This window comes from Streptomyces buecherae, from assembly GCF_014295035.1.
Lineage (GTDB): Bacteria > Actinomycetota > Actinomycetes > Streptomycetales > Streptomycetaceae > Streptomyces > Streptomyces youssoufiensis.
This window is the reverse complement of the sequence record NZ_CP060404.1, coordinates 7,281,637-7,298,829: the sequence shown is the minus strand read 5'-3', so window position 1 is coordinate 7,298,829 and position 17,193 is coordinate 7,281,637. Positions and strand designations below refer to the sequence as shown.

General features: G+C 71.7%; 16 protein-coding genes. 8 read left to right on the top strand and 8 right to left on the bottom strand.

Annotation, left to right across the window (positions count from 1 at the left end):
- The first annotated feature begins 22 nt into the window (after nucleotides 1-22).
- The gene (locus H7H31_RS29165; protein WP_187064037.1) at nucleotides 23-1,294 is read left to right on the top strand and encodes an acyltransferase family protein; all 1,272 of its coding nucleotides are present in this window, start codon (nucleotides 23-25) and stop codon (nucleotides 1,292-1,294) included.
- A 142-nt stretch (nucleotides 1,295-1,436) separates the two neighbouring features.
- Here H7H31_RS29165 and H7H31_RS29160 read toward each other — a convergent pair whose 3' ends face one another.
- Both H7H31_RS29160 and H7H31_RS29155 read right to left on the bottom strand, forming a co-directional pair.
- On the bottom strand, nucleotides 1,437-2,282 hold the full coding sequence (locus H7H31_RS29160; protein ID WP_187064036.1) for an EamA family transporter: 846 nt from the start codon (nucleotides 2,280-2,282) through the stop codon (nucleotides 1,437-1,439).
- A 165-nt stretch (nucleotides 2,283-2,447) separates the two neighbouring features.
- On the bottom strand, nucleotides 2,448-4,847 hold the full coding sequence (locus H7H31_RS29155; protein WP_187064035.1) for an MMPL family transporter: 2,400 nt from the start codon (nucleotides 4,845-4,847) through the stop codon (nucleotides 2,448-2,450).
- Between the two features lie 274 nt (nucleotides 4,848-5,121).
- Between H7H31_RS29155 and H7H31_RS29150 the strand changes: the two genes are divergently transcribed.
- The 3 genes from H7H31_RS29150 to H7H31_RS29140 all read left to right on the top strand — a co-directional run bounded on the left by H7H31_RS29150 (nucleotide 5,122) and on the right by H7H31_RS29140 (nucleotide 7,571).
- Nucleotides 5,122-6,297: a sensor histidine kinase gene (locus H7H31_RS29150; RefSeq protein ID WP_187064034.1), complete on the top strand. Its 1,176-nt coding sequence runs from the start codon at nucleotides 5,122-5,124 to the stop codon at nucleotides 6,295-6,297.
- 5 nt (nucleotides 6,298-6,302) lie between these two features.
- Complete coding sequence (locus H7H31_RS29145; protein WP_187064033.1) at nucleotides 6,303-7,031, top strand: response regulator; 729 nt, start codon at nucleotides 6,303-6,305, stop codon at nucleotides 7,029-7,031.
- Between the two features lie 144 nt (nucleotides 7,032-7,175).
- Nucleotides 7,176-7,571: a VOC family protein gene (locus H7H31_RS29140; protein ID WP_187064032.1), complete on the top strand. Its 396-nt coding sequence runs from the start codon at nucleotides 7,176-7,178 to the stop codon at nucleotides 7,569-7,571.
- A gap of 37 nt (nucleotides 7,572-7,608) precedes the next feature.
- On the opposite strand, the gene H7H31_RS29135 is transcribed toward H7H31_RS29140, so the two are convergent.
- Together H7H31_RS29135 and H7H31_RS29130 are read right to left on the bottom strand one after the other, a co-directional pair.
- Nucleotides 7,609-7,902 carry a DUF1330 domain-containing protein gene (locus tag H7H31_RS29135; RefSeq protein WP_187064031.1) on the bottom strand — a complete coding sequence of 98 codons (294 nt, stop codon included), beginning with the start codon at nucleotides 7,900-7,902 and terminating at the stop codon, nucleotides 7,609-7,611.
- A 155-nt stretch (nucleotides 7,903-8,057) separates the two neighbouring features.
- Nucleotides 8,058-8,618, bottom strand: a complete 561-nt coding sequence (locus H7H31_RS29130; RefSeq protein ID WP_187064030.1) for a carboxymuconolactone decarboxylase family protein — start codon at nucleotides 8,616-8,618, stop codon at nucleotides 8,058-8,060.
- 89 nt (nucleotides 8,619-8,707) lie between these two features.
- Here H7H31_RS29130 and H7H31_RS29125 point away from each other — a divergent pair, with 89 nt between their 5' ends.
- Complete coding sequence (locus H7H31_RS29125; protein WP_187064029.1) at nucleotides 8,708-9,064, top strand: winged helix-turn-helix transcriptional regulator; 357 nt, start codon at nucleotides 8,708-8,710, stop codon at nucleotides 9,062-9,064.
- A gap of 134 nt (nucleotides 9,065-9,198) precedes the next feature.
- Here the strand turns inward: H7H31_RS29125 and H7H31_RS29120 are convergent, their stop codons facing one another.
- The 3 genes from H7H31_RS29120 to H7H31_RS29110 all read right to left on the bottom strand — a co-directional run bounded on the left by H7H31_RS29120 (nucleotide 9,199) and on the right by H7H31_RS29110 (nucleotide 13,703).
- A complete protein-coding gene (locus tag H7H31_RS29120) occupies nucleotides 9,199-12,432 on the bottom strand; it encodes a chondroitinase family polysaccharide lyase (protein WP_187064028.1) in 3,234 nt (1,077 codons plus the stop codon).
- Nucleotides 12,433-12,627: 195 nt separating this feature from the next.
- Complete coding sequence (locus tag H7H31_RS29115; RefSeq protein ID WP_187064027.1) at nucleotides 12,628-12,855, bottom strand: DUF397 domain-containing protein; 228 nt, start codon at nucleotides 12,853-12,855, stop codon at nucleotides 12,628-12,630.
- Nucleotides 12,852-13,703 carry a helix-turn-helix domain-containing protein gene (locus H7H31_RS29110; protein ID WP_187064026.1) on the bottom strand — a complete coding sequence of 284 codons (852 nt, stop codon included), beginning with the start codon at nucleotides 13,701-13,703 and terminating at the stop codon, nucleotides 12,852-12,854. Before H7H31_RS29110 ends, H7H31_RS29115 begins: the two co-directional genes overlap by 4 nt.
- Nucleotides 13,704-14,224: 521 nt before the next feature.
- Here H7H31_RS29110 and H7H31_RS29105 point away from each other — a divergent pair.
- The 3 genes from H7H31_RS29105 to H7H31_RS29095 all read left to right on the top strand — a co-directional run bounded on the left by H7H31_RS29105 (nucleotide 14,225) and on the right by H7H31_RS29095 (nucleotide 16,385).
- The gene (locus H7H31_RS29105; RefSeq protein WP_187064025.1) at nucleotides 14,225-14,641 is read left to right on the top strand and encodes a hypothetical protein; all 417 of its coding nucleotides are present in this window, start codon (nucleotides 14,225-14,227) and stop codon (nucleotides 14,639-14,641) included.
- A gap of 227 nt (nucleotides 14,642-14,868) precedes the next feature.
- Nucleotides 14,869-15,480 carry a TetR/AcrR family transcriptional regulator gene (locus H7H31_RS29100; RefSeq protein WP_187064024.1) on the top strand — a complete coding sequence of 204 codons (612 nt, stop codon included), beginning with the start codon at nucleotides 14,869-14,871 and terminating at the stop codon, nucleotides 15,478-15,480.
- Nucleotides 15,481-15,623: 143 nt separating this feature from the next.
- Nucleotides 15,624-16,385: an SDR family NAD(P)-dependent oxidoreductase gene (locus H7H31_RS29095; RefSeq protein ID WP_187064023.1), complete on the top strand. Its 762-nt coding sequence runs from the start codon at nucleotides 15,624-15,626 to the stop codon at nucleotides 16,383-16,385.
- A 66-nt stretch (nucleotides 16,386-16,451) separates the two neighbouring features.
- Here the strand turns inward: H7H31_RS29095 and H7H31_RS29090 are convergent, their stop codons facing one another.
- A complete protein-coding gene (locus H7H31_RS29090; protein ID WP_187064022.1) occupies nucleotides 16,452-17,051 on the bottom strand; it encodes a TetR/AcrR family transcriptional regulator in 600 nt (199 codons plus the stop codon).
- Nucleotides 17,052-17,193: the final 142 nt, after the last annotated feature.

Here is a 17,193-nt window from a genome sequence, read left to right as displayed (position 1 = left end):
GCTTCGAGGAGGGGAAGAGACGATGCGCCACGCCGACCGAGGCGATGTCGATGGGGCGACCCACCACAAGCGGTCGGCGCCCAGACTCTACGTCCTCGACGGGCTGCGGCTCGTCGCGGCTCTCATGGTGGTGCTCTTCCACTACGTCGCCCTCTACGGCGGCTGGGAGAACAACCCGCGCGCGGTCTTCCCCTCGCTGCACGCCTACGCGCGCTACGGCTGGCTCGGCGTCGAGGTCTTCTTCCTGATCAGCGGCTTCGTGATCTGCATGAGCACCTGGGGGCGCTCGCTCGGTGACTTCGTGGTCTCCCGGGTCTCGCGGATCTACCCCGCGTACTGGGTGGCGGTGCTGCTGACCGCGGCCGTCGTCACGGTGTGGCCGCAGGTGCGCAGCGTGGCGGGCTGGGGCGAGGTGGTGACCAACCTGACCATGCTCCAGGAGGGGCTCGGGGTCTCGGACGTGGACGGCGTGTACTGGACGCTGTTCATCGAGCTGAAGTTCTACGCGCTGTTCGCGGTGGTGGTCGCCACCGGGGTCACGTACCGCAAGTGCGTGATGTTCTGCGGCATCTGGACGGCGGCGGCGGTGATCGCGCCGACGGCGGACAACACGCTGCTCGACATGTGGGCGATGCCGCTGTACTCGCCGTACTTCGTGGCGGGCATCGCCTTCTACCTGATGCACCGGTTCCGGCCCACGGCGCTGCTGTGGGGCATCGTGCTGTTCTCGATGCTGCTGGCCCACCACCACCTCGGCGAGCGGATCACCGACAACCTGGCCGACCCCGAGCAGCCCATCGCGCACTGGCCCGCGCACCTGATCGTGGTCCTCGCCTTCGGCGCCATGGCGCTGATCGCCCTCGGCGCCTTCGACCGGGTGCGCTGGCGCTGGCTGGCCACGGCGGGGGCGCTGACGTACCCGCTGTACCTGGTGCACATGTACATCGGTCTCACGATGATCCACTGGCTGCGGGGGCTGCTGCCGGCGCCCTACATCGTGCTCATGGTGGTCGTGGTGATGCTGCTGGCCGCGTACGCGCTGCACCGCTGCGTCGAGCGCCCGCTCGGCGCCTGGCTGCGCGGGGCGATGCGCCGGGGCATCGACGACATGCGGCGCCACTCGGCCCCGCGACCGGCGACGGGTTGGCGGGGCCGACCGGCCGATTCGGACCGGGTGGGCGCGACCGGCGCCGGGACCACGACCGCGGACCGGGCGGTGGCCGCCGGCGCGAGCGCGGGCGCCGGCCCGGAGTCCCTGGTGGCGGCGGAGCGGCCGGTGCACGAACGGGTGTGAGCACCTCGCGGGGGCGGCACGAGGCCGAGCACCGACCCGCGAGGCCGCGATGGCGCCACGGGCCGCCCGCCCGTGGCGCCATCGCGCTCCCCCGTCGCCCGCTCCCGGGCCCGGTCGCGCGCGCACGGGCGGAGCGGGGCGTTCACCCCAGACTGAGCAGGACCACCGCGGCTGCCGAACCCGCCAGGCCCACCGCCTGCGCGCGGGTGACCTTCTCGCGCAGGACCGTGAGGCCGAGGATCGTCGGGACGGCCGGGTAGAGGGAGGCCAGGACGACGGCGACGGCCAGCATCTGCATGCGGGTGGACCAGAGGTAGAGGATGAGGCCGAGGGCGGCTCCCGCGCCGATCAGGGCGGCCAGGCCCGCCGACCTCGCGGACTTCCCGAACTCGGACGTGTGGCGCCAGGTGGCCGGCAGCAGGAGCAGCACCGCGGCGAGGCGGCCGACGGCCACGGGCCACAGGCCGCTCGCCGGAGCCGCCTGGGCGAGGGCGACGTACTGCACGGCTACCCCCAGGCTGGCGACCAGGCCGTCTGTGACCACCGACCCCGGCCCGCTCCCACCCTCGCCGCCGTGACCGCCGCCGGTGGAGACGAGCCACAGGGCGGGTACGGTGACGCAGATGCCCAGCCAGGCGAGCGGGGTGGGGCGGTCCCCCAGGAAGCACACCCCGCACACCACGGACAGGGCCACCCCGGTGACGGCGCTCACGGGTATCACCACGCTCATCGCGCCACGGCTCAGACCTCGGTTGAGGAAGTGCATGGCCGTGGCGCTGCCCACACCGGAGAGCGCCCCCCATATGAGGTCGGCTGATCCGACCGCTTCGGCCGGTAACAGCAGAGCGGCCGCGAGCGCGAGCAGCAGACCTCCGACCTGCCCGAGGAAGGTGACCACGGCGAAGTGGACCCGGCGGGACAGCAGTCCGCCGGCGAAGTCGACAAAGCCGTAAGCGACCGCGGAAGCCAACGCGAGAAGAGCACCCATCCGCTCCGTGTGCCCGATGCCGCCGCCCCAACCCGCCGAGATCGACGCCCTCTTCGTACACGACGTCGGTCTCCGTCGCCCTTCGGGGCCACGGAGACCGACGTCACCTCTCCGCCCCGGGGGTCGCCGACGATGTCGACCGCCCCGGCGGGGATCTGTCGCGCGTCAGCGCGCGTTCAGGTCGTCGTAGTACGGCGGGTGGGCGCGCGGCTGGCCCGGATACGGCTCACTCGCGTGCGGCTGACCCGGGTAGGGCTGCCCGGCGTACGACTGGCCCGGATACTGCTGGTCGGCGTACGGCTGGTCAGCGTGCGGCTGGCCCGCGTACGACGCACCCGCGTACGACTTCTCCGCGTACGGCTTCTCCCCGTACGACGCACCCGCGTGCGGCGCGGCGTGCTGGGCGCCCCGGTCGCCGCGGCCCGGGCGGATCGGCCACCAGGTGGAGCGGCCGAGCAGCGCGGCCAGCGCCGGCACGAGCACGATCGACAGCACGAACGCCGAGAGCATGATGCCGAGCGCGGTGGCGAAGCCGATCTGCTGCGTGGAGGGCACCGCGTTGACGGCGAGGCTGCCGAAGGACGCGGCGAGGACGACGCCCGCGGTGGCGATGGCGGGCGCGGTGTGCCGCACGGCGCGGGCCACGGCGGCGCGGGCCGGGCCCGGGCGGTCCATCTCCTCCCGGATGCGGTCGCTGATGAGGATGTTGTAGTCGGTGCCGAGCGCGACCACGAACAGGAACAGCACCAGCGGGAGCACGAAGTTCACGCCCGGCTTGTCCAGCATGTGTTGGAAGAAGAGGGTGGACGCGCCGAGGGTGGCGGCGAAGCCGAGTCCGACGGCGAGCATGAGCATGGCCGGCGCGAGCAGGCTGCGCAGCAGCATGAGCAGGATCAGCGAGATCAGCACGGCGGCCACCGGAAAGACGATCTTGAGGTCGTGATCGACGGCGGTGGACACGTCAGCGAAGATCGCCGCCGTGCCGCCGACGTGGGCCTTGAGGCCGGCCGGCGCGTGCTGGGCCACGGCGTCGCGCACCGGCCCCGACACCAGGTCGCGGGCGGCCTGGCTCTGCGTCTCGACGGTGAGGTACAGGTCGAAGCGGGCGGCGTCGCGTTCCGGGTTCAGCTCCGTCTTGCCGACCTGGCCAACGCCCTCGACCTTGGCCAGCGCCCGGGGCAGCGCGGCGATCCGCTCGGCCGTCAGCCGCTGCCCCTCGGGCGCGGCGACGTACACCGTGGTCGGGTCGGACACGCCGGCCGGCAGCGCGCGGGAGACCTCCTTGGCGGTGGCCGCTGCCGGGGTGTCCTGGTTGCCGCCGCTGGTGTCGAAGTCCATCCGGATGCCGACCAACCCGGCGGTCAGCGCGCCGAGCAGGGCCACGCTGGCCAGCACGAGGGCCAGCGGACGGCGGGCGACGAGGTCGCCGACGCGCGCGGCGAGGCCGGCGCGGGGCTCGCGCTTGAGGGCGCGCGAGGGCCAGAACATCTTGCGCCCGGTGACGGCGAGCAGCGCGGGCATCAGCGTGAGGCTGGCCAGCAGCATGACCAGGACCGCGACGGCGATGGACGGGCCGAGCACCCGGAACTGCCCGAAGCTGGCGACGGCCAGCGTCGCGAAGGCGGCCACGATGGTCAGGGCCGCCGAGGTGATCGCGGTGCCGACGCGGGCGCTGACGTCGCCGGCCACGGCGCGGGCCGGCAGGTCGGGGTGGGCCCGCAACTGTTCGCGGAAGCGGAACAGCAGGAACAGGAAGTAGTCGATGCCGATGCCGATCAGCACGACGCTGATCATGCTGGGCGTCGAGGTGTCGAGCTTGATGCCGGTGAGCATCGCCGCGCCGACGACCGCGCCCGCCGCCGCGCCGCCCACGATCACGACCGCGAGCAGGGGCACGAAGGCGGCGAGGACGCTACGGAAGACGAGCACGTTGATGAGGACGATCAGGCCCATCATGAGCGCGCCCACCACCTTCTCGGTGGTCTCCTGCTTCTCGCCGGTGTCGACGAGGTCGGCGAGGCCGCCGGTGAAGCCGGTGCGCATCCCGGCCTCGGCGAACTCCTCCTTCGCGTCGTCCCGGAAGGCCCGGTAGAGGTCCTGCATGCCCGGGTCGGTGGAGTTGCCGGTCAGTTGCGCGGTCAGCAACTGGAAGCCGCGGTCGGGCGCGACCATGGCGGGGCTGACCCTGGGCGTCTGGGAGTAGTCCTCGGTCAGGAAGGTCGGCGCGTCGTCCTTCGGCTCCGGCATCTCGACGCGCTTGCCGGCCAGCTCCTTGGCGACGGCACCGACGCGCCGCTCGTCGGCCTTGGTCAGCGGCTTGCCGTCGGTGCGGGCGACGAGCACCGTCACCGCGTTGGCGTCGGGCTTGACGTCGAACCGCTCCTCGGCGACCTTGAGCGCCGCCGCCGAGTCGTACTTCGCCGGGAGGAAGTCGCCGCTCTGCGACTGGGTCACGCGGTAGATCAGCGCCTGGCTGAGCAGGGTGAGGAAGATGCCGACCACGGCCCACAGGGCGATGACCTTCCACGGGTTGCGGGTGGAGAACCCGGTCAGGGCCCGGATCACGTTGTCCTCCGATGATGGCGATGGTGGGTGAAGCGCCGAGTTCTCCCGGCCGTGTCCAGCTCATCAGCGGTCGGCGCCCGTATCGTCCGAGTACGGAACGAGAAACGGCCTGGGAGCCCGGGCCGACCGGCGCCACCGACCAGGACCCAGGTCCCAGGACGAGGTCGGCTCAGCGGCCGGCTGGTGGGTCCGGGTCCGGTGCCAAAATGGAGCGCACAGCACAGCCGTGGCGTACCGAAAGCGGTCGGCAGGGCCCTTCGGAGGGAAGAACGACATGTCGACAGCGCGCCCCACGCCCGGTGCCCCCGCGCCGCCCCCAGGCGACGGCCTGCCCTGGACGCGCAACGACGCGCTGGTCGCCGTCGCGGTCGGAGTCGTCGACCTGATCGGCTTCACCATCACCATCCAGACCGAGCTGGGGTATGTCCCGGTCAAGGGCTGTCTGCTCATCGTGGGCGCCGCGGTGCCGCTGCTCATGCGGTGCCGCGCCCCGCTGCTCACGCTGGCGGCGGTGCTGCTGATCGGCCTGGCCCTCAACCTGACCGTGCCGGTCCCCCAGCACTTCAACGCCTCGGCAGCGGTCGCCCTCTACACCGTGGCGCGGGCGAAGCGCCCCGCGGTGACGGCGGTGGCGGCGCCCGTGACCGTGGTGGTGACGTTGATCGCGGAGAACACCTGGCCGCGCCCGGGCCTTGCTGACACGCTGGCCAACATGGCGGGCGGCGCGCTGGTGCTGATCGCCGCGTCCCTGGTGAACCGCTGGCAGCGGGAGCAGGCGGCAAAGCGGCAGATGCTCACCGACCGCGCGTTGGCCGACGAGCGCCGGCGCATCGCCCGCGAGCTGCACGACATCGTCGCCCATCACATCACCACCATGCAGCTCATGGCCGGCGGCGCCCGGGCCAACCTCGGCCGGAACCCGGAGGTGGCCCGGGAGGCGCTGGTCACCCTGGAGGGCTCAGGGCGGATGGCGCTGCGCGAGATGCGGCAACTCCTCGACGTGCTGCGGGCCGGCGACGAGGTGGAGGACGAGCCGACCTCGCCCCAGCCCGGCGTCGGCGACCTGGAACGCATTGTGGAGGACTCCTGCCGGGCCGGGCTGCCGGCCGTGCTCGACACGCGCGGCGCCGAGCGCCCGCTGCCACCGAGCGTGGGCCTGACCGTGTTCCGCATCGTCCAGGAGGCGCTGACCAACGCGCGCAAGTACGCGGGCCAGGCGAGGGCGTCCGTACGGCTGACGTACGAGCCGGACGCGGTGGCGGTCGAGGTGACCGACGACGGCGAGGGTGTGAGCACGCGCCATCCGGCCGGCTCCGGCTACGGGCTGGTCGGGATGCGGGAGCGCGTGGTGCTGCACGGCGGGACGCTGGAGACCGGCCCCCGCGACGAGGGCGGGTTCCGGGTCGCGGCCCGGCTGCCGCTGACGGCCGGCGAGGGGGTACGACGATGAACGCGATGAACGCGAGGAACACAGTGAACGCGACGGATGCGAGGGACGCGGTGGGCGCCGGCGCGGCCGAGCCGGTGATCAGGGTGCTGATCGCCGACGACCAGCCGCTGGTGCGGCGCGGCCTCGCGCTGATCCTCACCCCCGACCCGGCCTTCGACGTGGTGGGCGAGGCGGGCGACGGCGCCCAGGCGGTGGCCCTGGCCCACCAACTGCGACCCGACGTCGTCGTGATGGACATCCGCATGCCGGTGCTGGACGGGGTCGCCGCCACCGAACGACTCGCGCGGGAACTCCCGGCGTGCCGGGTGCTGGCGCTGAGCACCTTCGACATGGACGAGTACGTGGTGGCCGCGCTGCGCGCCGGCGCGTACGGGTTCCTGCCCAAGGACATCTCCCCGGAGGAGCTGGTCGCCGCGGTGCGGGTGGTGCACGCCGGAGAGGCGGCGGTCGCGCCCCGGCTGCTCTCCCGGCTGATCTCCACCTACGTACGGGCCCCGCACCGCCCCCAGCCCCCGGCCACGACCTCGGGCGACCTCACGCCGCGCGAGCTTGAGGTGTGGCGCCTGATGGCGCTGGGCCTGGACAACGCCGAGTTGGCGGCGGCTCTCGACATCAGCGTCTCCACCGTGAAGAACCACATCACCAGCGTCTTCGGCAAGCTGAACGTGCGCGACCGCGCCCAGGCCGTGATCGCCGCGTACGAGAGCGGGCTGGTCGAGGTGGGCGGCGGGTAGCCCTGGCGGGCGGCGGGTAGCCTCGGCACGCCGAGAGACATGCCCCGAACGAGGACATGCGGACAGAAGCTGACCTCGTCGACGGCTACGGTCACGGCACGGTCCGGGGTGCGGTACCCGCGGAGCGAAGGAAGGGAGGCATCCATGCTGCGAGGGCTTGCCACCGTCAGTTTCTGGACCGCCGATCTGGCGGCGGCGAAGGACTGGTACACGGAACTGCTGGGCGTGGAGCCGTACTTCGAGCGCCCGGGATACGCGGAGTTCCGCATCGGCGACTCCCAGGACGAGCTGGGGCTGATCGACAGCCGCTACGCACCGCCCGGTTCGGCGACCGGGCCGGGCGGCGCGGTCGTGTACTGGCACGTCGACGACGTGAGCGCGACTCACGCACGGCTGCTGTCCCTGGGGGCGAAGGAGTACGAACCACTCACGGACCGGGGCGCGGGGTTCGTCACCGCATCCGTGACAGATCCCTTCGGGAACATCCTGGGTTTCATGTACAACCCGCACTACCTCGACGTGCTGGACGCGCGCGGATAACACGGGGGCGGCGAGCGGGCTCCGGCCCGCACCTCGATCAGTCGACGCCTTCGACGATGCGGAAGTCGCGCTCGACGCCGTCGGCCAGGGCGACCAGCGCCTCCTGGTAGGCCGCGCTCTCGTAGGTCGCGACGGCCTGCTCGAAGCTGTCGAACTCGACCAGGACGGTCCGTTCGGCGATTCCCGCGTCACGCGCCAGGCCCCGGCCGCCCACCGCGAGGGTCCGACCGCCCCCGGCCCTGACGGCGGGAGGGGTCAGCTTGTTGTAGGCGGCCAGCTTCTCGGGGTCCGAGATGGTGCGGTAGACGCTGACCCAGTAACCCTTGGGCATGGAAAACCTCCGGTGTTGAGATGAGTGCGTCTGACGTGTGGGGTGGTCTCGGACGAGCGCCGGCGGGCGAGAGCGCGGCGTGTCAGCGTCGTGATCGCCCTGGCGCCGATGCCGACCGGCCAGCGCCGCGGTGGTGGGCGGGGCGCGGAACGTCGTCACCCCGCGGGGAACCGGGCGGCCCAGGGTTCCTCTTCCAGGAGGAGCCCGTTGGCCAGGTAGCTGATGGTGCGGTACCAGCCGATCAGTACGAGCAGTTCGAGTAGGTGAGCCTCTTCGTAGTGCCCGCGCAGGGCGTCCCAGGTGGACTGGGTGAGCTGGGTCGTGTCGTCCAGTTCGTCCACGGCGCGCAGCAGTGCCGTGTGGCGTGGTGACCATGGGGCACTGGCCGCCGCGTCGGGTCGGGGGGTGGCCCGGAGTTGCTCCGGGCTGAGTCCGGCCTGCGGCGCCAGGGTCGCGGCGTGGACGCCCCATTCGTAGGCGCAGCCGGATCGCGCGGTCACGCGGGCGATGACGAGCTCCCGGTCGACAGCGGGGAGCAGGCCGTGGCCCAGCAGTCCGGCGCCGAGGGCGAACATGCGTGAGGCCAGCTCCGGGTTGCGGTGCAGCACGCGGAACAGCGCGAGCGGCTCGTGTGGCACACCCGGCGGCATCCATCGGCGCAGCGCCCGGTCGACATCGGCGCCGTACGGCGGGGTGAGCGGTTCGATGCGTGACATCACGACACCTCCTGCTTCGATTTCCGAATCACTATGATGCTTCGAGAGTCGAAGCGCAAGGAGTGGCTAGGAGTGAATAAGGAGTGACCATGGGAGCCAGCACGCCGCGTCCCGGAGTGCCCGTCCGGGGGTCCGAGTCGGGTCGTCCGGTAATGGCCGCACTCGACCTGCTCGGCCGGCGTTGGACGATGCGCATCCTGTGGGAACTGAGCCAAGCGCCGGCCGGCTTCCGTGAGTTGCAGCGCCGATGCGAGCGCATGTCCTCCAGCGTGCTCAGCACCCGCGTCGAGGAACTGACCGGCGCCCGCCTGCTCACCCTGGACGGGGACGGCTACCGCCTCACCCAACTCGGCCGGGACCTCGTCGAGTCACTGAGCCCCCTGGCCGCCTGGAGCCAACGCTGGGCCGAGGAGATGGGGCCCGCGACGGCGGGCGGGCCGGAATGACCATCGCGTGGCCGGTCTGCTGCCGATGCGCCTCCGACCGCCACCCCTCCCACCCCGCGCCACCGCGCACCGCTCACGCCGGAGCCACCCACGGCCGCGACTTCGCGTGAGCCAACCCGTCACCCGGCGAACTCTCAGGCGCGCACCAGCCGCACCTGCACCGGCCGCCCGTGCACCGTACGTACGCTCAACACGGTGTCCTCCGCCGCCGCTGTCACCCGGCACCCCTCCCCCGTCGCGAGCCGCCACCGGCCGCGCAGTCGCACCCGCAGGGTGTGTTCCTGGCTCGGGTTGGTGAGCCACGGGCGGGAGAAGGGACTCCAGTGGCCGACGTAGCGCTCCCCCTCGTACTGGTCGGCGTCCCGGCCCTCGTACAGGCGCAGGTCGGGGTCGCACACCGACAGTGCGAGCGCGCCGTCCCCGTCCGGGCGGCACAGCAGCAGCGCGGGGGTGTCCACGCCGCGCACGGGGCCGCCACCCGCGTCCAACCCGCCGGTGGGTTGGAACGCGGCGTAGCCGGTGAGGCCGGTGGCGCGGTCGGTGACGATGTGCGCGCCGTCGTCGGCGCGATGCGTGGTGTACGGGGCCGTCGCCGGGTCGGCCATCTGGCGGGTGAAGGCGGTCATGGTCGCCGGCGTCGCCCCGATGACCATGGCGTACGCGTAGCGCGCGGCGCGCGGGGCCCGGCCGTGCCGAAGCCAGGCGGTGGCGAAGTCGCCGCTGGTGGGGGCCCCGTTGCCGTGGCGGCGTGAGTGCTGGGTGGAGCGGGTCAGCGCGAGGCGCTGCCCGGACGGCACGTAGTAGCCGAGGCCCTTGTCGTCCAGGAGCCAGGTGTCGGCGGCCAGGACGCCGTCGGGGTGGTGGTGGGGAAAGGCGGTGATCGGCTCGGGGCCGCCGAGGTACGTGGGGTCGTCGGGGCGTGCCAGGTGGGTTTGGAAGAGGGTGGTCTCGGTCTCGTGGTGGCGGTCGTCGTTGCCGATGCCGGTGCCGAGGGCGATGACCCGGTTGTCGAAGAGGAAGACGGAGACACGGGCGTGGTGGCTCTCGTCGTGCTTGGGGTGCTCGCGCAGCCGCATCGCGAACATGCCGTTGCGCCCGTCGATCGTGTGGCCGCCCGCGAACGCCTCCTCGCTGAGCAGCATCTCCTCGATGGTGCCGGTCAGATCGGCCTTCAGCGCGTCCCACGGCTTGTGCAGGGTGGTGGTGCCGGGGCGGCGGTTCCAGTCGTAACCCTCCTGCCGGAAGCCGCTGTCGCGGTTGGTGACGGGATCGCCCCGGTGCAGTACGTGGATGTGGCCGTAGGTGTTGTAGCGGCCGTACCAGTTGGCGCCCTCGTACACCTCGGTCGACCACAGGTAGCGGTTGTGGCCGCGCACCACGACCTGCCAGGCGTCGCGCCGCTGGATGGCCAGCGCCGCGTAGTTGTACGCCCAGGCGCCCGCCGGTGGGTCCTCCGCGCGCACCCCGGCGGCCCGCAGCCGCTCCGCGACCCTGTGCTGGGCGTCGGTGGGCCGCGCGGGCAGCAGCCGCAGGAAGGCCGCGCCGACCTCCGCGTCGACGGCCGCGCGCCCGTCCGGGGTGCCGGCGATGGCCAGCCACTGGTACGGGGTGACGGACAGGCCGGTGGTGCCCTCGGGCTTGCGACCGCTCAGCGGGATCGGCCAGTGCAGGGCGTTGGCCATGATCCGCAGCGTCAGCGCGGCGCGCCGCAGCGCGGTGTGGGCCTCGGTGGTGACGCGGAACGGGCCACGGCTGAGCAGGTAGACGATGGGCGCGACACCGGAGAACCCGTCGCGCGCGTAGTCCGGGTAGCAGCCGACGTGGTGGAAGGTGGTGCCGTCGACCTTGAGCCCGTCCTGGATGCCGTCGGTGGGCAGCAGGTAGCGGCTCAACCAGTCGCTCAGGGTGCGCAGGTGACCCACCTGACGGGCCGCGCCGTCCTGGAGCAGGGCGACGGCGAAGATGCCCCGTACGTTGGTGTTGAGGATGTCCACCGTGGAGCCGTGCCCGTTACGGAAGTCGAAGCCGCGCCGCAGCCGTCCCAGCCCCACCAGCCACGTCAGGTCGGCCCGCACCGCGGCGAGCAAACCCGCCTCGCGCAACACCTCGCGCATCAGCACGACCGAGTCGTAGTAACCCACCATGGCGAAGCCGAGGTGGTGGATGGTCCCCTGACAACTCCCGTACGTCCAACCCAACGCGCGCAGCCGCCGCACGATACGTAGGTACAACTCGCCGAGCGTGTCAGCCTGCGGCGTGCCGGGGCCCGCCGCGTCGTACGCCTGGGCGATGGTACGCAGCAACCCGGTCACCTCCTTCAGGTCGGCTGCCCCGACGAAGGCGGTCAGGTCGGCGGCGATCTCGGGCGGATAGATCTGCCCCTGGAAGGAGAAGACCGCCCGGTCCCGCGTCAACTCTTCTGCCTGCTTGGCAAGTTGCTCGACGTACGCGTCGGTGACGGGCGGCCCGCCAGCCAGGTAGTCGTCGTGGTAGCGGCGCGCGACGGTGCGCAGCCCCGCGCGCTCGGCCGGGGTGGGGGTCGGCGCCTCGATGGGTTGGCGGGTCAGCAGCCGGTCGAAGAGGTAGAGCGCCTGCCAGTGCTGCTGGTCCCAGTTGTCCCCCTCGATGCCGACGTGGTCCACCTGCGCGTCGCGGCAGGGCGCGTCGGGCCGCAGCGCGACGTTGAGCAGGAGCTGATCGAGCCAGAGCGTGCCGGCGCGGCGCGGGGCGGTGATACGACAGGTGTCCATGTCGGCGCGCGGCCGGCCGTGCATGTCGTACGCGTACCGCACCCAGGCGGTGCGCCAGCCGGTGAAGTCCAACCGGAACTCGAACCAGCAGTCCACCCGCTCCCCGCGCCCGAACTCGAAGCGGAGCGCGTCGCCGGTGGCCCGCTCGTTGTGCACCCACACCGCGAAGGTGTCCACGGTCCCCTGCCACGCCTGGTCGGCGAGCGGGTTGGTGCGGTACGGGTCGGGGGCCCAGGCCAGGTCGGCGGTGACGGTGAGCTGGGTGCGCGGCCCGTGGTCCCAGCGGAGCGCGTGCCGCCCGCAGACGGAGCCGTGCGTGGCGTCGATGGCCAGCGCGCTGCCCGTACCGGCCGCGAACGCCTTGGGCACGGCGGTCTCCAGCAGGAACGCGGGCGGGGTGAGGGCGAGCGCCCGCTCCTCCAGGGTGGCTGCCTGTGTGGTGGTGGCCGCCTGGCCAGCGGCTGTCGCCCCTGGGGCGTGTGCTACCGCGGGGCTCGCCGGGGCGAACGGGAGCAGCGGCGCGGCCTGCGTCGCGGCTGCGCCGGTGGCCGCGGCGCCGTAGGCGAGCAGCCTGCGCCGGGTGACTCTGCTGGGTTCGACCTGGGGCCCACGCTCCACTGGAGTTTCCTTCCGTCGCCGGCCGGTGCTGCCCTGCTGTGCCCCCGCGCTTCGATTGTGCGGGCGAGGGGGCGGGTGGGCACAGGGTGCGTGGCGGTCGGGGGGATGTGGCTCGGGCGGGGGCACGACGAAGCCCCCGTCATCCAGACGGGGGCCTCCGAGATGCGGCTTCCGGGAGTATCTGACACCGGGACATCAACTGCCGGCGAACTCCCCGGCCTTGACGGCGGAAACGAACGCTGACCAGGCTGGCGCGGCGAAGACGAGCGCCGGACCGTGTGGGTCCTTCGAATCACGAACCGGGACGGCACCGGGGTGACCGTCGGCGACCTCGATGCATTCGCCGCCGGGCTCACCGTTGCTGTAACTGGACTTCCGCCAGCACGACACGGCGGACGCGTCAGGAATCATGTTCATGCTCATACTCTTTCAGGTGAGCGCGCACCCTGGGAGCATTTCAGCAAGTGCTCTCTGATCACCGTGCGCGACTCAGCAGTGGACAGCGCCGCGCCGTGGACGGCGGAGTACATCTGCGTCATCCTCCGCATATCACGCGCGGTCCTCGCCCGCTTCCCGGAGAAGAAGCTCTCGACGTAGCCGTCCATGGCTCCGTTGGCGAAGGTCAGCAGGCTCAGACTGCCGCCCAGCAGCGGATGCCCTCCCCGTTCGAACGGCAACACCTGGACCGTCACGCGCGGCATCTCGGCGACGTGCAACAAGGCCCGCAACTGGTCGGCCATGCAGGCAGCCCCACCCACCTTCCGCTCCAGCACGACCTCATCGACCACGGCCTCGTAGCGGAGTTGGTCCGACTCTTCCAACACCGCCTTGCGCTTGAGGCGAGTCGCCACATGGCCTTCGAGTTGCTCATCGGACGCGTCGAGCAGGGAGGCGCGGAACAGGGCACGCGCGTAACCTTCGGTTTGCAGAAGTCCCGGGATAACGCTGCCGCCGAACACCTGAATACGAGTCGCCGCCAGCTCGTTGTTCACGATCGCACGGCCGTACCTGGGAATCGTTGTCCTACGGGCCGTGGCTAGCGATTCCACCATCACCCCGTCCGTACCGAAGTACGCGTCCAACGCCTCAGCGAGCGTTTGGGATGGCAGTTGCTTTCCGCGCTCCACCCTGCTGATGTACGAGTGCGGGTAATGAACCGCATCGGCCAGGCTACGCAGCGACACCCCCGCCCGCTCGCGCAGGCGATGCAACCTACGCCCCAGCAGGACCCGAGGCGCGAGCCCGGCCTCGTCCTCGTTGTTCAGCTCCATCAGCGAAGACCCCAATCCCGTGCCCCCAGTTGCCTGTTGGTCACAGGCAACGCGTAGGCAGCACACCCATCACCGGCAATACTGGCCACCGTACCGACAACATCCAGCCCAACACCGGGTTTAGCCCGATCGAGTGACGGAATGCGAAAGGACGGTTCGGCATGCACATTTAGCCGCCCAAGAAAACAGGCAAGAGTTGCCGCACCTTCTCCAACAGCACCCCGAAGCCGATTGCGCTCGCTTCACATTGCCTCAACTCGACAGGCGAGGGGCGGAATCTGAATATCCGCGAACCGACCGTCACACCGACTCGACACCAGCGGATCTTGACGTGGGTGGTGGCCCCGAAACGGTAATCGGACGGGGCCGCCAGCGCGGTAAGCATCGTCAACTTGGAAAGCCACTGTCATGAAGGCGAAGAATTCGCCCCGCAGGCGCCTGCGCATGTTCACAGCCGGTCACGCGTGCCATGGTGGAGGCGCCTGTTCGCTCCCTGTTCGTCCGACGAGAGGGGAAGAGTCGTGCGCAAGCCTCTGATGGTTTTAGTTGTGGCCGTGATGGCGGCCATCGGTTTCGCCGCGCCAGCACAAGCCACCGTGAACGCCGTGGACATGCCCTTCGGTATGGCTTACGGCAACAGCACCACAACCGGAAAGATCCACTTCACCGACGGGTACACAGCCAGCGTGTCCGGCACCGTCCACGCGGCGAGCGGAGCCCGCCGGATCTGCGCCTACGGAGTGAACGGCAGCACGACGTCGGGCCTCATCTGCAGCCCGTACGCGTACGCCGGTGGGCCGAACACGACCCTCGACGGATCACTGAACATCCCGAAGCCGGGCGGCGTCGTGCGCGTCTACATCACGATGTACGACGAGAACAACAGCGGGCTGGCCCGGTTGTACTGCACTCGCAGCGGTTGCACGCGGGAGTACTGAGCCCACTGAGCCGTTTCCACGCTGGCGGGTGGTTGGGCGGATGCCCCGGCGGTGGGCACGAAGAAGAACTCCTGGCGGACAGGTTCGCAACCAAGATCACCAGTCCACCAGGAGCTTGCGGACCGCGCACGCCCACCCCAGGGCCCGCGACCACGCCGGGGCCGGACATGCAGGCCGGGGCTCGACGTTTATTGACCACCCGTTCTCGATACAGCTAACCTCGCCCCGTGGCCAGGACCAAGGAATTCGATCCGGACGCCGCGCTCCAGGCAGCGCTCGAACTGTTCTGGCGGCGCGGGTACGAGGCGACGTCGATGGCGGACCTCGTGTCGCACCTCGGCATCGCGCGGGCCAGCATCTACGCGACGTTCGGCAGCAAGCGCGAGCTGTATGCCAAGGCCCTGGAACGCTACAGCGAGCAGCACGGGCCCGACATCGTCGTGGAGCTGTCCCAGCCGGGGCCGGCGCTGCCCGCCGTGCGGGCCGTGGTGCGTCGGTTCGCCGACGAGGCCGCGGCCGACCACGAGCGGCGGGGCTGTTTCGTCACCAACACCGCGATCGAGCTGGCCCCGCACGACGCCGCCATGGCCCGGCGGGTCGGGGCGAGCTGGGACTCCATCGAGACCGCGCTCACCTCGGCGCTGATCCGGGCCAAGGCGCAGGGCGAACTGCCGGCGGGGCGCGATCCGCGAGCGCTGGCCCGCATGCTGCTCGTCCTCCTCCAGGGGCTGCGGGTCATCGGCAGGTCCACCGACCAGCCGGGCCGCCTCGCGGACGCCGCGACGCAGGCGCTGGCCCTGCTCGACCCGGCCGAGCCCGCGACCGCCGACCAGCCGTAGCCCACGGCGTCCCGGTGGGGCACTCCCCCACGCATCGCACCTCACGCCCTGCGACCCACATGCCCTTATTCGAGACCGATCGGTCTGCTATTTTTCCTCGCGTCTCCGCCCCGGAGATGCCTGACATACGAGGAGTCACCCTCATGTCCGCACGCTTCACCGGCAAGACCGCCCTTGTCACGGGCGGCGGCACCGGCATCGGCCGGGCCGTCGCCGTCGCGCTCGCCCGTGAGGGGGCGCGGGTCGTGGTCGCCGGCCGTACGGCGGAGTCGCTCAGGGAGACCGTCGGCCTGGTCGAGCGGGCGGGCGGGGTGGCCGCCGCGATCACGGCCGACGTCACGCACGGGCCGGACGTGGAGCGGCTGGTGCGGGAGACGGTGAAGCGGTTCGACGGGTTGCACGTCGCCGTGAACAACGCGGGGCTCATCCTGCCCGCGACGCCGGTCGCCGACGTGGCCGAGGAGGACTGGCGGCGCGTCGTGGACGTCAACGTGACCGGCGTCTGGCTGTCGCTCAAGCACGAGATCCAGCACATGCGCGCGCACGGCGGCGGCGCCATCGTCAACATCGCCTCCCGGCTCGGCGCCCACTCGCGCCGCCGCAACATGGCCGCGTACGTCGCGAGCAAGGCCGCCGTCAGCGCGCTGACCCGCAACGCCGCGCTCGACCACATCGGCGACGGCGTACGCGTCAACGCGGTGAGCCCCGGTTCCACGGACACCTCGATGTCCACGCTGCCGGGCGAGAGCCCGGAGGCGAAGGCCGAGCGGATGCGGCAGCAGGTGCCCAACGGGCGGGTGGCCCGTACCGAGGAGATCGCCGCCGCGGTGCTCTACCTCGCCTCGGACGACGCGGCCTCCACGGTCGGCGCCGACCTGGTCGTGGACGGCGGCTCGACGGCCTGAACGGAAGGGCTCCCGGCGGGGCTCACTGGCGGACGACGGGCGCTGTCGCGGGCGTGAGCCGTACGGCTACCCGTCACCCCGGACGTGACCAGCCAGCACCGATACCACGAGCCTGCGCACGGTGGCCCTGGTCGGTGGGCCCGGGTCGCGGTCGGCGAAGAGCAGGTGGCCGCCGCCGACCAGGGAGAGGGCGAGGGAGTCGAGGTCGGCGTCGGGTGCGATGCGGCCCCGGGCGCGCTCGTCGGCCAGGTAGCCGGAGACCGCCGTCGTGACCTCCGCGAGGATCGCGATGCCGCCGCCGGGCCTGGCCTGGCGGAGCCGGGCGCGCAGCTCGTCGCGGAAGGTGATGAGCGGGATGATCGCCACCGGGACGGGCTCGAACAGGGTGGTCAGCGCGGCGGTGAGGTTGTCGGCCACCGCGCCGGTGCCGGCGGCCTCGCGCAGCGCGTGCGCCCGCGCCTCAAGCCGCGCGGCCCGGTCCAGCACCAGCTCGGCGAGGAACCCGTCGAAGTCGGTGAAGTGCCGGTGCAGGACGCCCTTGGCGCAGCCCGCCTCGTCCGTGACGGCCCGGCTGGTCAGCCCGGTCGGGCCGGCGCGCAGCAGTACGCGTTCGGCGGCGTCGAACAACTGCTGTCGCGCATCGCGAAGGTGCACTCCGGTCGGCACGTACCGGTCCTCTCCCGCGCCAGTCCCCTGGCATCCGTCGGCGTGCGGGCACTCGCCCCGTGCGGGCATCTGCCCCGTGCGGGCACCTTGCCATGCGCGGGCGCGTGTCACGAACACGCCCCCCTCACGTACACGCCCTCGT

Bases quoted from the DNA above. Each gene is read 5' to 3' on its own strand.
- H7H31_RS29140 (WP_187064032.1), top strand. From the start codon at position 7,176: ATGCTGCGAGGGCTTGCCACCGTCAGTTTCTGGACCGCCGATCTGGCG.
- H7H31_RS29160 (WP_187064036.1), bottom strand. From the start codon at position 2,282: ATGGGTGCTCTTCTCGCGTTGGCTTCCGCGGTCGCTTACGGCTTTGTC.
- H7H31_RS29150 (WP_187064034.1), top strand. From the start codon at position 5,122: ATGTCGACAGCGCGCCCCACGCCCGGTGCCCCCGCGCCGCCCCCAGGC.
- H7H31_RS29130 (WP_187064030.1), bottom strand. From the start codon at position 8,618: ATGTCACGCATCGAACCGCTCACCCCGCCGTACGGCGCCGATGTCGAC.
- H7H31_RS29095 (WP_187064023.1), top strand. From the start codon at position 15,624: ATGTCCGCACGCTTCACCGGCAAGACCGCCCTTGTCACGGGCGGCGGC.
- H7H31_RS29145 (WP_187064033.1), top strand. From the start codon at position 6,303: ATGAACGCGAGGAACACAGTGAACGCGACGGATGCGAGGGACGCGGTG.
- H7H31_RS29110 (WP_187064026.1), bottom strand. From the start codon at position 13,703: ATGGAGCTGAACAACGAGGACGAGGCCGGGCTCGCGCCTCGGGTCCTG.
- H7H31_RS29165 (WP_187064037.1), top strand. From the start codon at position 23: ATGCGCCACGCCGACCGAGGCGATGTCGATGGGGCGACCCACCACAAG.
- H7H31_RS29125 (WP_187064029.1), top strand. From the start codon at position 8,708: ATGGGAGCCAGCACGCCGCGTCCCGGAGTGCCCGTCCGGGGGTCCGAG.
- H7H31_RS29115 (WP_187064027.1), bottom strand. From the start codon at position 12,855: ATGAGCATGAACATGATTCCTGACGCGTCCGCCGTGTCGTGCTGGCGG.
- H7H31_RS29135 (WP_187064031.1), bottom strand. From the start codon at position 7,902: ATGCCCAAGGGTTACTGGGTCAGCGTCTACCGCACCATCTCGGACCCC.